Annotated in this window: 11 protein-coding genes; 6 read left to right on the top strand and 5 right to left on the bottom strand. The window is 74.6% G+C overall.

What is annotated here, in order from left to right:
• Positions 1-77: 77 nt before the first annotated feature.
• Both ACFVN3_RS18550 and ACFVN3_RS18545 read right to left on the bottom strand, forming a co-directional pair.
• Positions 78-587 carry a DUF1003 domain-containing protein gene (locus ACFVN3_RS18550; protein WP_378234447.1) on the bottom strand — a complete coding sequence of 170 codons (510 nt, stop codon included), beginning with the start codon at positions 585-587 and terminating at the stop codon, positions 78-80.
• Positions 580-1,923 (bottom strand): magnesium transporter MgtE N-terminal domain-containing protein, encoded by a 1,344-nt coding sequence (locus ACFVN3_RS18545; protein WP_378234446.1) that lies wholly within the window; start codon positions 1,921-1,923, stop codon positions 580-582. The genes ACFVN3_RS18550 and ACFVN3_RS18545 overlap by 8 nt, the downstream gene beginning before the upstream one ends.
• A 132-nt stretch (positions 1,924-2,055) precedes the next feature.
• On the opposite strand from ACFVN3_RS18545, the gene ACFVN3_RS18540 reads away from it, so the two are divergent.
• Positions 2,056-2,865: a general stress protein gene (locus ACFVN3_RS18540; protein WP_378234444.1), complete on the top strand. Its 810-nt coding sequence runs from the start codon at positions 2,056-2,058 to the stop codon at positions 2,863-2,865.
• Between the two features lie 246 nt (positions 2,866-3,111).
• Here the strand turns inward: ACFVN3_RS18540 and ACFVN3_RS18535 are convergent, their stop codons facing one another.
• Both ACFVN3_RS18535 and ACFVN3_RS18530 read right to left on the bottom strand, forming a co-directional pair.
• Positions 3,112-4,749: an aminopeptidase P family protein gene (locus ACFVN3_RS18535; RefSeq protein WP_378234443.1), complete on the bottom strand. Its 1,638-nt coding sequence runs from the start codon at positions 4,747-4,749 to the stop codon at positions 3,112-3,114.
• Positions 4,746-5,639: an alpha/beta fold hydrolase gene (locus ACFVN3_RS18530; protein WP_378234442.1), complete on the bottom strand. Its 894-nt coding sequence runs from the start codon at positions 5,637-5,639 to the stop codon at positions 4,746-4,748. Before ACFVN3_RS18530 ends, ACFVN3_RS18535 begins: the two co-directional genes overlap by 4 nt.
• A 118-nt stretch (positions 5,640-5,757) precedes the next feature.
• Between ACFVN3_RS18530 and ACFVN3_RS18525 the strand changes: the two genes are divergently transcribed.
• The 3 genes from ACFVN3_RS18525 to ACFVN3_RS18515 all read left to right on the top strand — a co-directional run bounded on the left by ACFVN3_RS18525 (position 5,758) and on the right by ACFVN3_RS18515 (position 9,190).
• Positions 5,758-6,597, top strand: coding sequence for a PHP domain-containing protein (locus ACFVN3_RS18525; RefSeq protein WP_378234441.1), 840 nt, complete (start codon positions 5,758-5,760; stop codon positions 6,595-6,597).
• A gap of 7 nt (positions 6,598-6,604) precedes the next feature.
• Entirely contained in the window at positions 6,605-7,237 is a 633-nt protein-coding gene (locus ACFVN3_RS18520; protein WP_047234782.1) for a MarC family protein, read from the top strand.
• A 159-nt stretch (positions 7,238-7,396) separates the two neighbouring features.
• On the top strand, positions 7,397-9,190 hold the full coding sequence (locus tag ACFVN3_RS18515) for a beta-N-acetylhexosaminidase (protein WP_378234440.1): 1,794 nt from the start codon (positions 7,397-7,399) through the stop codon (positions 9,188-9,190).
• Positions 9,191-9,259: 69 nt separating this feature from the next.
• Here the strand turns inward: ACFVN3_RS18515 and ACFVN3_RS18510 are convergent, their stop codons facing one another.
• A complete protein-coding gene (locus ACFVN3_RS18510; RefSeq protein WP_378234439.1) occupies positions 9,260-11,341 on the bottom strand; it encodes a carbohydrate binding domain-containing protein in 2,082 nt (693 codons plus the stop codon).
• 140 nt (positions 11,342-11,481) lie between these two features.
• Between ACFVN3_RS18510 and ACFVN3_RS18505 the strand changes: the two genes are divergently transcribed.
• Both ACFVN3_RS18505 and ACFVN3_RS18500 read left to right on the top strand, forming a co-directional pair.
• On the top strand, positions 11,482-12,201 hold the full coding sequence (locus ACFVN3_RS18505; protein ID WP_378234438.1) for a FadR/GntR family transcriptional regulator: 720 nt from the start codon (positions 11,482-11,484) through the stop codon (positions 12,199-12,201).
• Positions 12,198-13,388 carry a CynX/NimT family MFS transporter gene (locus ACFVN3_RS18500; RefSeq protein WP_378234436.1) on the top strand — a complete coding sequence of 397 codons (1,191 nt, stop codon included), beginning with the start codon at positions 12,198-12,200 and terminating at the stop codon, positions 13,386-13,388. Before ACFVN3_RS18505 ends, ACFVN3_RS18500 begins: the two co-directional genes overlap by 4 nt.
• Positions 13,389-13,452 lie beyond the last annotated feature (64 nt).

Raw genomic sequence — 13,452 nt, 5'->3', positions numbered from 1 at the left:
CGGCTCCCGAGATCGGCCCGAGCGGCCGAGATCGACCCTCGGGAGGCCGATCTGGAGCCGTGCGGGTCGATCTCGGGTCAGCGGTCGACGGCCTCGTCGTCGGCCGGGCGGGCCGACTTCTCCTCGAGCTCCTCCAGCAGGTTGCGGATCTCCGAACGGACGAAGTCGCGCGTGGCCACCTCGCTCAGCGCGATGCGCAGGGCCGCCATCTCGCGCGCGAGGTACTCGGTGTCGGCGAGGTTGCGTTCGGCACGCTGGCGGTCCTGCTCGGCCGTGACGCGGTCGCGGTCGTCCTGGCGGTTCTGCGCGAGCAGGATGAGCGGCGCGGCGTACGACGCCTGGAGCGAGAGCATGAGGGTGAGCGCGGTGAACCCGAACTCCGCGGAGTCGAACCGCAGGCCCTCCGGACCCCACGAGTTCCAGATGATCCACACCGCGCAGAACACGGTGAGGTAGACGAGGAACCGGGGCGTGCCGAGGAACCGGGCGATGCCCTCGGTCGCGCGGCCGACCGCGTCCTGGTCGACCTTGACCCGCGGGATGAGGGTGCGCCGCGCGCTCTTCGGGGTGTCGAGGCGGTCAGCCACGGGTCACCCCCGTCGCGCCGCCGCGGCCGGCCGCCCGAGCGGGCAGCGACCCGGGCGCGAGCGCGGCGCGTGCCTGGTCCGTGTCCACGTCGTCGTCCGTCTCGCGCCAGTCGTCGGGCAGCATGTGGTCGAGCACGTCGTCGACGCTGATCGCGCCGAGCAGGCGCTTCTCCGCGTCGAGCACGGGGACGCACAGGAGGTCGTAGGTCGCGAGGATGCGCGTGACGCGACCCAGCGGGGCGTCGGGGGCGACTCCCTCCACGTCGGAGTCGAGCACCGAGCCGACGGCGGCGTGCGGGGGCTCGCGCAGCAGCCGCTGGAAGTGCGCGACGCCGAGGAACCGGCCCGTCGGCGTCTCGAGCGGGGGGCGCGCGACGAACACCATCGACGCGAGCGCGGGGGCGAGGTCCTTGCGCCGGATCTGCGCGAGCGCCGTGGCGATCGTCGTCTCCGGGCCGAGCACGACCGGCTCGGAGGTCATGAGGCCGCCCGCGGTGTCCTCCGCGTAGGCGAGCAGGCGGCGCACGTCGCGCGCCTCCTCCGGCTCCATGAGCTCGAGGAGCTGGGCGGCCTGCGCCTCCGGGAGCTCGTGCAGCAGGTCCGCCGCGTCGTCGGGCTGCATCGCCTCGAGGACGTCCGCGGCGCGGTCGGTGTCGAGGCCGGAGAGGATCGCGACCTGGTCGTCCTCCGGCAGCTCCTCCAGGACGTCGGCGAGGCGCTCGTTGTCGAGCGCGCCCGCGACCTCGAGCCGGCGAGTGTCGCCCAGGTCGTGGATGACGTCGGCGAGGTCGGCGGGCTTGAGGTCGTCGTAGGCGGCGAGGAGCATGGCCGCGCCCTGCGCCTCCGTGCTGCCCGCGAGGCCGGTCACCGCACCGACGTCCACGACGATGGCGTAGCCCCGCCGGCGCAGCCCGAGCGTGCCCTTGTGCTGAGACCTGCGCCGCACGTACAGCTTGGTGACGAGCCAGTCCCCGGTGCGCTGCCGCTCGATCGCGAGGTCCTCGATCGTCGCCGAGCCCGACCCGTCGACGAGCTCGACCGTGCGCTCCAGCAGCTCGCTCACCGCGAGCGTCTCCATCGCGCGCTGCTCGAACCGCCGCATGTTCACCAGGCCCGTGGAGATGACCTGGCCGGCGTCGATGCTCGTGACGCGCGTGAGGGGGAGGAAGACGCGGCGTCGTCCCGGCACCTCCACGACGAGGCCCACGGCGCGGGGCGCGCCCTTGGGCCGGATGAGCACGACGACGTCCCGCACCCGTCCGACCTGGTCGCCGATGGGGTCGAACACGCTGGTCCCGGCCAGGCGCGCGACGAAGACGGTGGTGGCTGCGCTCACGCGGCCAGCCTACGCACGCGCCCGGGTCGTCGCGCGTTCCTCCGGTGGGTGGCGCCGTCGGACCGCCCGGAGCGGCGGACGCGCGGGGGCGCGGGCCTCGCGCAGGCCGCACGAGTAGGACAGACTGGGCGAATGAGCATGTCACGCCCGGGTGCCGTCCCCCGTGTCCCCACCCCGCCGCGCGGCGAGGAGATCGCGTCGTACGCGACCTACCTCGAGGCGCAGAAGGCGGTCGACTACCTCTCGGACAACAAGTTCGCGGTCGAGCTCGTGACGATCGTCGGTGCCGACCTCAAGATGGTCGAGCGGGTGACGGGGCGGCTCACGTACGGGCGCGTGGCGATCGCGGGCGCGGCGTCGGGTGCGTGGTTCGGCCTGTTCGTCGGCCTGCTGCTCTTCCTCTTCTCGGGCGACGGCGCGTTCGTGCTCACGGCGATCGCGATCGGCGCCGGGTTCGGGCTCCTGTTCTCGGTGCTCTCCTACGCCCTCACGCGGGGCAAGCGCGACTTCACGTCGCAGAGCCAGATCGTCGCGTCGTCGTACGGCATCCTCTGCGCGCCCGAGAGGGCGGGTGACGCGCGCCAGCTCCTGTCCCGGATGCCCGAGGGCGCCGGCGGCGTTCGCGCCCCCGCCGCACCGGCCAACCCGACGTGGGGCACGCCGGGCGCGCCCACGCCACCCCCGGCCGCGGGCGGGCAGCCCGTCGCGCCGCAGGCCCCGCCGTCGGGCACCGCGGCGACCGCGCCGCCCGCGGCACCGGCTGCCCCGCCGGCCCGGACCCCCGACCCACGCTGGACCACCCCGTCAGGCGAGCCGCGCTACGGCGCCATGCGCCCGACGTCGGACCAGCCGGCCGACGCGCAGCCGGCTCCCGGAACCCAGCAGGACGCGCAGCCGGCGCCCGGAGCGCAGCAGCCCGACCAGCCCGAGCGCCCGGCCTGAGCGACGACGAGGGCCGACCGCCGGACCTCGTCGTCCGTCGGCCGGCCCTCGCCGGAAGCGCCCGCTAGCGCTTCCGTGGCTTCACGGCGGTCTCGGCAGCCCTCTCGCGCTTCTGGGCGCGCTTCTCCTTGAGGGACATCGACGCTTCCTTCTTGGTGCTCTTCGCCACGTGAGTTCACCTCCCCTCGCCGGTGGATGAACGGGCCACCATGGCCCAGTTCCTCCGCCCGCGAGGGGGGCCGCGGGTCAGCCGCGCAGGCGCGCCATCCAGGCCTCGACGTCCTCCGGCCGACGGGGGAGCGCGGCCGAGAGGTTCTCGTTGCCGTCGGCCGTGACCAGCACGTCGTCCTCGATGCGGACGCCGATGCCCCGGTACTCCTCCGGGACGGCCAGGTCGTCCGCCTTGAAGTACAGCCCCGGCTCGATCGTGAAGACCATGCCGGGCTCCAGGACGCCGTCGAGGTAGAGCTCGCGGCGCGCCTGCGCGCAGTCGTGGACGTCCAGACCCAGGTGGTGGCTCGTGCCGTGCACCATCCAGCGGCGGTGCTGCTGTCCCTCGGGCGAGAGCGACTCGGCCGCGCTCACCGGGAGCAGCCCCCACTCCTCGAGGCGCGCGGCGATGACCTCCATCGCGGCGGCATGCACGTCGCGGAAGCGCGCGCCGGGCACGGCGACGGCGAACGCGGCGTCCGCGGCGTCGAGCACCGCCTGGTACACGCGGCGCTGGACATCGGTGTACTCGCCGTCCACGGGCAGCGTGCGCGTGACGTCCGCGGTGTAGAGCGAGTCGACCTCGACGCCCGCGTCGAGCAGCACGAGCTCGCCCGAGCGCACGACGCCGTCGTTGCGGATCCAGTGCAGCGTCGTGGCGTGCTCGCCGGCCGCGGCGATCGTCTCGTAGCCGACCGTGTTGCCCTCGAGGCGCGCGTGCGCGTCGAACGTCGTCTCGATGACGCGCTCGCCGCGCCGGTGCTCGACGGCGCGAGCCAGGTTCCGCACGACCTCCTCGAAGCCCGCGATCGTGGCGGCGACGGCCTCGCGCATCTGCTCCACCTCGTGGGCGTCCTTGACGAGCCGCAGCTCGGAGACGGCCTCGACGAGCGCGGCGTCCGTGCGCCGGTACGCGGTCTCCGCGCGCGCGAGCCACTCGGCCTCGGTGAGCTGCTCGTCCTGGGCGGCCGCGACGTCGTCCAGCCCGGCCTCGGCGCGGATCGCCTCGACGAGCGCCTCGACGGCCTCGTCGGCGCCCGCGACGACGAGCAGCGTCACCCCGCCCGGACCGATGTCCTTCGCGAGCGCGTCCCGCAGCTCGTCGACGTGGCGGGCCTCGACGCCCGTGGCGGTCGAGACGTCGTCGAGCGACGGACGCGCGCCCACCCAGAACTCGCCGTAGCGCGAGTCGGCGTAGAACTCCTCGGTGTCGCGCGCGGCGAGCGGGCGGACGTAGAGCACGGCGTGGTGGTCCGAGCCGGCGTCGCCGGTCCCGGGCTCCACCGGGTGCAGCACGAGCACCGCGTCAGGCTCCTGGTCCGTGCCGTAGCCGGTGAGGTGCGCGAACGCCGAGTGCGGGCGGAACCGGTAGTCGGTGTCGTTCGAGCGCGTCTTCAGCGGGCCGGCGGGCACCACGAGGCGTGCGCCCGGGAACCGCGCGGACAGCGCGGCGCGGCGGGCGACGGTGGACGGGGCGGCCGGGAGGGGCTCGACGTCGAGCTCGGCGCGCGGCGCCCAGCTGCTCGTGATGAAGGCCTTGAACGCGTCGGAGTCGGGGCGCTGCGAGCGGTTGCTCCCGCGCGCGGCCAGGTCCTGGCCCTCGCCGACGTCCTCGGGGGCCTGGTCGGGCGTCTCGGACGTGGGCACGGGCGTGACGGGGGTGGCGTCGGTCATGCCCCCAGTCTCGCACCGCGCACGCGGCCGAAGTCCGCGAGCGCGCGCCCGAGCACGCGGTTGAACGCCTCGGGGGCCTCGCTGTTGACGTCGTGGCCGGCGCGCGGCACGACGACGAGCGCCGCGTCTGCGGCCGCGGCGAGGTAGCGCTGCTCGTCGAGCCGCATGTGGTCCCGGGCGCCGTTGACGAGCCAGACCGGCACGTCGACGTCGCGCACGTGGGTGAGCCACGAGCGGCCCGCGAGCTGGGTGAGGGCGTCGGTGACGACGTGCCAGCCGGGCGCGGCCGGGGAGGGCGTGCCCGCGTCGGCCGGGCCCACGAGGGCGTAGGACGTCGCCGCGCCGCCCGGGAGCGAGCGCCCGCCCCGGGCGATCGTGCCCCACGCGGCCACGCTGGTGCGCGCCGCCCAGCGGGCACCGCGCCCGACGGCGCCCCCGCCCGCGACGACGAGGCGCGCGACGTCGCGGTAGAGCGCGACGGGCTTGCCCTTGGGGTCGGACGTGCACGCCGCGGCGACGACGCCCGCGAGGTTCGCGGGGCGGCGGGCCGCCCAGGCGAGCGACGTGTAGCCGCCGAGCGAGAGCCCGACCAGGACGACCCGGCGGTCGGGGCCGAACGAGGCGGCGGCCTCGTCGATCACCTCGAAGGACCGGTCGAGCGTGAAGCGTTCGTGCGCGCGGGTGCCGTGCGCGGGCAGGTCGACCGCGACGGCGTCGTGGCCCAGCGACCGCACGTGCTCGACCTGGTGGTCCCAGATCGCGCCGGACGTGCGCATACCGTGCACGAAGACCACGCCGGGGGGCGCCTGCGGGGCGCTCGCGGGTGCGTCGGCGGGACCGTGGACGGAGCGGGCAGGGGCGGCGGCGGCGGAGAGCGTCGTGGGGGTCATCGCGGTCGACTGTGGCACCCCAGCCTGGGACGGCCGTGGTGAGGGGCCGCGCCCCGTGTGCACATCGTGTGCGGGTCCCGTGCCGCCGACCCGGTGTCCCGTCACTATCCTGGGTCCCGTGCGCATCGACCTCCACACCCACTCGACCGCGTCGGACGGCACGGACGCGCCGGGGGAGGTCGTCGAGGCCGCGGCCGCGGCCGGGCTCGACGTCGTCGCGCTCACGGACCACGACACGACCGCCGGCTGGGCGCAGGCGACGGACGCCGCGCTGCGCCACGGCGTCGCGCTCGTGCGCGGCGCGGAGATCTCCGCCCGCTCGGGCGGCATCAGCGTGCACCTGCTCTCCTACCTGCACGACCCGGCGCACGCGGCGCTCCTCGCGGAGCTCGACCGCACGCGCGACGCGCGCACGAGCCGGGCGCGCCGGATGGTCGACCTGATCGCCGAGGACTACCCGATCACGTGGGATGATGTGCTCGCGCAGACCGTCGAGGGCACGACGATCGGGCGGCCGCACATCGCGGACGCGCTCGTCGCCGCAGGGCTCTCGCCCGACCGCTCGGCGGCGTTCGCGACGATCCTCGCCACCGACACCCCGTACTACGTGCCCCACTACGCGCCCGACGCCGTCGCGGCGGTGCGGGGGATCCGTGCCGCGGGCGGTGTGCCCGTCTTCGCCCACCCGGGCGCGGACGGTCGAGGGCGCGTCGTGTCCGACGCGGTGATCGAGGAGATGACCGCGGCGGGCCTCGCGGGGCTCGAGGTGTTCCACCGCGACCACGACGACCGTCAGCGCGCACGGCTCGAGGACCTGGCCCGCACCTTGGGCCTGTTCGTCACCGGGTCGAGCGACTACCACGGGGCCGGCAAACCGAACCGGCTCGGGGAGAACACGACAGCACCGACCGTGCTGGAGCAGATCGAGGAGCTGGGACAGTTGGACGTGATCCGATGATCGGACGATGAACGAGCTCTTCGACGTCCGGCTCTTCACGGAGGTCTTCGTCACCCTGTTCGTCATCATGGACCCGCCCGGCACGGTGCCGGTGTTCCTGGGCCTGACGAGCGCGATGGGTGCCAAGCAGCGCAACCAGGCGGCGCGCACCGCGATCCTCGTCGCGTTCGGCGTGATCGTGGCGTTCGCGGCGTTCGGCCAGCAGATCCTCAGCTACATGCACATCTCGCTGCCCGCGCTCCAGACCGCGGGTGGCCTGCTGCTGCTCCTCGTCGCGATGGAGCTCCTCACGGGCAAGATGGAGGAGCCGCAGCCGTCGGGGAACAAGGGCGTCAACGTCGCGCTCGTGCCGCTCGGGACGCCGCTGCTCGCGGGCCCGGGCGCGATCGTCGCGACCATGGTCTTCGTCCAGCGCGCGGGGGAGCGCGGGGGTGGCGTCGCGGAATGGGTCGCGATCGTCGCGGGCGTCGTCGCCGTGCATGTCTGCCTCTGGCTCTCCATGCGCTTCGCGAACGTCATCAACCGCGTGCTCGGCGACTCCGGGACCATCCTCGTCACGCGCATCGCCGGACTCCTGCTCGCGGCCATCGCGGTCCAGCTCGTCGCCGACGCCGTCACGCAGTTCGTCCAGGCCGCCTGACGCCCGCGGTGCGCGGCGCACGAGATGCGGCTCCCGCCGCGGAACCTCGGCGCCACGCAAGGTCTCGCTGAGGACGGTGGGGGAGCGCTAGGGTCGGCAGCGGTGCGGACGACGGCCGTCCGCGCGACGAGTTCGGCAGGGGTCCTCATGAATGCTGTCATGCACTCGGCGCGACGCACGCTCGTCGTGTTCACCGTCATCGGGGTGAGCGGGGTCGTGACCCTCTCCGGCTGCACGGCCGCCCCCGGAGGGGGACCGACGGCGCAGGAGCTCGGTCTCGTCCCCCTCCCGGCGTCGGTCGAGGTCTCGGACGCCGCGCCCTTCGTGCTCGACGACTCGACCCGGGTCGTCGTCGACGCGGCGGCGGGCAGCGCCGTCGGGCAGGAGGGTGCGGTCCGCGTGGGCGAGCTGCTCGCCGAGGAGCTGCGGACGCCCACGGCGCTCGACCTCCCGGTCGAGCCGGTCGTCCAGGACGCGGGAGAGGAGCCGGCCCCAGAGGCGGGGGCCGTGGTGCTCCGGCTCGACCCGGGCGGCGAGTCCTGGGACCCCGACGGCCTGCTCGACGACCCCGCGGCCGAGGCATACACGCTGGAGGCCGGGGAGGACGGCGTCGTGCTCGCCAGCACGACGCCCGCGGGCCTGTACCGCGGCACGCGCACGCTGCTCCAGCTCCTGCCCCCCGAGGTCGAGGCGCCCGCCCCCGTCGACGGCGTCGCGTGGGAGGTGCCCGCCGTCGAGATCACGGACGCGCCGCGCTACGCGTACCGCGGTGCGATGCTCGACGTCGCACGGCGCTTCGCCCCGGTCGAGGACGTCCAGCGGTTCGTCGACCACCTCGCGGACTACCGTCTCAACGTGCTGCACCTGCACCTGTCCGACGACCAGGGCTGGCGGCTGACCGTCGACGCCTTGCCGGAGCTCACGGAGGTGGGCGGTCGGACGCAGGAGGGCTGGCCGCCGGGCACGGGCGGGCCGTGGTTCTACACGCCCGAGGAGTACGCGCAGATCGTCGAGTACGCGGCCGACCGGTTCGTCACCGTCGTCCCCGAGATCGACGGACCCGGGCACACGCTCGCCGCGCAGTCCGTCCTGGGGTCGCTGCGTTGCGACGGGACGCCTGGCGAGCCGTACTGGGGGCCGGAGGTGAACAACCCCATGATCTGCTCGAGCGACGAGAACATGCCGGCGGTCCGCGAGTACCTCGACACCGTCCTCGCGGCCGTGGTCGCGCAGAACCCGGGCCCGTACGTCCACCTCGGCGGGGACGAGGCCCCGAGCCCCGCGGAGGGGTGGTACGAGAACTACACCGCGGCGGCGAACGAGATCGTCGCGGAGCACGGGCGCACGGTCATGGGCTGGCACCAGTGGGCGCAGGGCACGACCCTGCCCGAGGGCAGCCTGATCCAGTACTGGGGCGTGGGCGAGCGCAACCAGGGGCTCATCGGGACCGCGCGGGAGACCGCGGACGTCCGGGAGGTCCGCGCGGCGCTCGCCGCGGGCGCCGACCTCGTCATGTCGCCCGCGGACCGGACGTACCTCGACATGAAGTACGACGACCTCACGCCGTACGGGCTCGAGTGGGCCGCGCGGATCGATCTCGAGCGCGCGTACTCGTGGGACCCCGAGACGGAGCTGACGTCGACCCTCGACCCGGAGCGGAAGGTCGACGTCGCCGGACGCGTCGCCGGGGTCGAGGCGCCGCTGTGGTCGGACCGCTCCTACCCGGACAGCCTCACCCACCTGCCGACGAGCACCGACGAGTTCGTCGACGTCGACGTCTACGTGGATCTCATGACCTTCCCCCGCCTGCCCGCGCTCGCCGAGGTGGCGTGGACCGCCCAGGCCGACCGCGACTTCGAGGACTTCGAGGCACGGATCGTCCGGCAGGCTCCCCGGTGGGACGCCGCGGGCATCGGGTGGAACCGCGTGCACGACGTGCGCTGGGACGACTGAGCCGGACGGCCGGCGTCCGGGGGCCCCCGGACGCCGGCGCGTCACGGCCGGCTCGTCACGACGGGTTCGTCATGGCCAGTAGGCGTCGAAGTTCCGGGAGAACTCCCAGCCGTTGAAGCGGTCCCAGTTGATCGACCACGTCATGAGGCCGCGCAGCGCCGGCCAGCGCCCGTGGGTCTGGTACGACCCGCAGCCCGTGCCCTTCGTGAGGCAGTCCAGGGCCTGGTTGACCTGGGCGGGCGCGGTGTGGCCGTTGCCCGCGTGCGTGCTCGCCGGGAGGCCGATCGCGACCTGGTCCGGGCGCAGCGCGGGGAACACCTTGGACGTGTCCCGCGCGACGGGGAAGCCCGTGAGCAGCATGTCCGTCATGGCGATGTGGAAGTCCGCGCCGCCCATGGTGTGGTACTGGTCGTCGAGACCCATGATCGGGCCCGAGTTGTAGTCCTGGACGTGCAGGAGTGTCAGGTCGTCGCGCAGCGCGTGGATGACCGGCAGGTACGCGCCGCACCGCGGGTCCTGACCGCCCCACGGGCCGGAGCCGTAGAACTGGTAGCCGTTCTGGACGAAGAACGTCTCCGGCGCCATGGTCAGCACGAAGTCGTCGCCGTAGCGCGCGGCGAGCGTCTTGAGCGCGGAGATGAGGTTGACGATCACCGGCGTCGTCGGGTTGCGGAAGTCCGTGTCGCCCGTGTTCAGGTACAGCGAGTGGCCCTCGAAGTCGATGTCGACCCCGTCCAGCCCGTAGGTGTCGATGATCGAGCTCACCGACGTGACGAACGCGTCGCGCGCGGCGGGCGTCGTGAGCTGCACCTGCCCGTTCTGCCCGCCGATCGACAGGAGCACCTTCTTGCCCGCCGCGCGCTTCGCGGCGACGGCGGCCTTGAACTCCGCGACCGACTCGACGTTCGGGCACTCGGTCTGCGGGCACAGGCTGAACCGGATGTCCCCGGACGTGACGGACGTCGGCTCGCCGAACGCGAGGTTGACGACGTCCCACGAGTCCGGGACGTCCGCCATGCGGGTGTAGCCCGAGCCGTTGGCGAACGACGCGTGCAGGTAGCCCACGAGCGCGTGCGGCGGGAGGTCGCCGCCGGTGCCGCCGCCGTCAGGCGTCGTGACGGTGACGGCGGTGGAGCGGGCGGACTCGCCGGCGCTGTTGGTGGCGGTGACCTGGAAGGAGTAGGCGGTGGCGGCGGTCAGCCCGGTCACGGTGGTGGACGGGGTCGTGGTGGTGGCGACCTTCGTGCCGTCGCGGTAGACGGAGTAGCCGGTGGCGCCGGTGACGGCGCCCCACGTGAGGGGCACGCTGCTGGCGGTCGGGGTGCCGGCGGTGAGGCCGGTCGGGGTGGCCGGCGGCTGCGTCGTGCTGCCGGTCGTGGTCGCGGTGACGGCGGTGGAGCGGGCGGACTCGCCGGCGCTGTTGGTGGCGGCGACCTGGAAGGAGTAGGCGGTCGAGGCTGCGAGTCCGGTGACGGTCGCCGACGGGGTCGTGGTGGTGGCGACCCTCGTGCCGTCGCGGTAGACGGAGTAGCCGGTGGCGCCGGTCACGGCGCCCCACGTGAGGGGCACGCTGCTGGCGGTGGGGGTGCCGGCGGTGAGGCCGGTCGGGGTGGCCGGCGGCTGCGTCGTGCCGCCGCCCGGGCCGACGAGGCTGACGTCGTCGACGACGTAGGCCGGCTGGCCGTACCAGCCGTGCAGGTAGATCGTCGCCGACGTGGCCGTCGCCGAGGTGGTGAACGTCAGGCTGAGGCGCTGCCAGGTCGAGGCCGAGGGCGTCCAGGTGGAGACGTCCTGCGCGGTCGCGCCGCTCGCCCCGAGGTACACGTACGCACCCTGGACCCACGCGCTGAGCGTGTAGGTCGAGGAGGGCTGCACGGTCACGGGCTGCGAGCAGCGCGCGTTGTCCGCGCCCGCGGGCGTGGCCCGCAGCGCACCGCCGCCGGTGCGGACCGGGCTCGCGGTCGCCTGACCTGTCGAGCCCGAGCAGGTCCAGCCGGACAGCCCCGACTCGAACCCGCCGTTGACGGCGAGCTCGGTGTCCGCGGCGGTGGCGGTGGTGGTCCCGGTGAGCAGCGTCCCGACGAGCGTCGCCGAGGCGACGAGCGCGAGGAGCCTGCGCAGCCGTCGGCCTCCTGGGGTGGTGGGGTCCATGGTGGGTCTCGCTTTCGTCGTCGAGGAGCGGTCCCGCGCAAGGTCCTCCTGGTGCCGCGCGCTGGTCAATCCCCGTACGAGAGACCCCGTACGACCTGCGCTCGTCGCCGCGGCCAAACAGGGGATGTTAGGTTCTTTCCGTGAACCAGGCGATCGTCCCTCCCCGCAAGGTGTCCGAGCTCGTCGTCGAACGGCTCAGCGAGCGCATCGCTCGCGGGGAGTGGCCGGTCGGCTCCCGCATCCCGCCGGAGCCCGAGCTCGTGGCCGAGCTCGGCGTGGGTCGCAACACCGTGCGCGAGGCCGTGCGCGCGCTCGAGCACGCGGGCGTCCTCGAGCCCCGGCGCGGCGACGGCACCTACGTCCGCGCCGCCGACGGCCTCGACGCCGCCCTGGCACGTCGCGCGCGGACCACCGACGCCTTCCACGTGCTCGACGTGCGCGGGATCCTCGAGCGCGGTGCGGCGCGGGCGGCGGCCGAACGGCACGACGCGGGCGCGCTCGCCCGGCTCGACGCCGCGCTCGCGGCCCAGGCCGCGGCGCGCGACGCCGACGAGGACACGTTCCAGGCCGCCGACGTCGCGTTCCACGCCGAGGTCGTGCGCGCCGCCGGAAACCCGCTGCTCGCCGACCTCTACGACGGCCTCGACCACGCGCTCGTCCGGACCTTCCCCTCTGGGGAGCAGCGTCGGCACCACCGCGACGTCCCCGGCCACGAGGAGGTCGTGGCCGCGATCCGGGCCGGTGACGCCGACGCGGCCGAGGGTGCGGTGGCCGCGACGATCGACGCCGTGCGCGCGCAGCTCGTGGAGGCCGCCGCGGAACGCCCCGGTCGTGCGGGAGCCGGCGAGGTCGACGCGTGAGCGGGCTGCGCCGGCCGCTGGGGGTGGGGGCGGTCGTCGCGATCGTCCTCGCGTCGCTCAACCTGCGCCCGGCCGTCGTGGCCATCTCGCCGCTGCTCGGTGAGATCCGGGCCGACCTGGGGCTCAGCGCGACGGCGGCCGGGATCCTCACGACGCTGCCCGTCCTGTGCTTCGGGCTCCTCGCGCCGCTCGCTCCCGTGCTCGCACGGCGCTGGGGGCTCGAGCGTGCGCTGTTCGTGAGCCTCGTCGTGCTGTGCGTCGGCTTCGCGCTCCGGCTCGTCCCCGAGACCTGGGGGCTCTTCGCGGGGACCGTGGTCGCCGGGTGCGCGATCGGCCTCGGGAACGTCCTGCTGCCCGCGCTCATCAAGCGCGACTTCCCCGACCGCATCGGCCTCATGACGGGGCTGTACTCGATGGCGCTGTCCGGCGGCGCCGCTCTCGCCGCCGGGCTCACGCTCCCGGTCGCGTCCGCGGCGGGGCTCGACTGGCGCGGCGCGCTCGCGACGTGGGGCGTGCTCGCGGTCCTCGGCGTGCTGGTGTGGGTGCCGCGCGCGCTGCGGCCCGACCCGGCGGGCGCGACGGCGTTCGGCGCGGGCGCCGGGGCCGGGGTCGCCCGCTCCGCGGTGTGGCGGAGCCCGCTCGCCTGGGCGGTCACCGTCGTCATGGGGATGCAGTCGCTGTCGTTCTACGCGGTCAACGCCTGGCTCCCCGAGATCATGGTCGCGCTCGGCAGGACGCCGGAGGCGGGCGGCTGGCTGCTCGCGCTGTGCAACCTCGCGGGCATCCTCGGGTCGTTCGTGACCCCGGTCCTCGCCGGGCGCATGCGCCGCCAGCGGGGCATCGGGATCGTGCTCGTCGTGCTCGTCGGGTCCGGGCTGCTCGGGCTGGCCCTCGCCCCCGGCGCCGCGGCGCTCTGGGTCGTGCTCGTGGGCCTCGGCCAGGGCGGCGGCATCAGCCTCGCGCTCACCCTGATGGCCCTGCGGGCCCGCGACGCCGCCCACACGTCCGAGCTCTCCGGCATGGCGCAGAGCGCGGGCTACCTGCTCGCCGCGACCGGGCCGCTCGGCCTCGGGCTCGCGCACGACGCCACCGGCGCGTGGACGCTGCCGCTCCTCCTGCTCGTCGCCGCGGCGGCCGTCCAGGGTGTCGCGGTGTGGTTCGCGGGTCGCGACGCGCACGTGCACTGACCGGCAGGGCCCGGACGCGACGAACCCCGGGTCGCTCCCCACGGCGTGGTGTCCGTGGGGAGCC

The sequence above is a fragment of the Cellulosimicrobium sp. NPDC057862 genome, assembly GCF_042797035.1.
GTDB lineage: Bacteria > Actinomycetota > Actinomycetes > Actinomycetales > Cellulomonadaceae > Cellulosimicrobium.
This window is presented reverse-complemented; position numbering and strand designations above follow the sequence as displayed.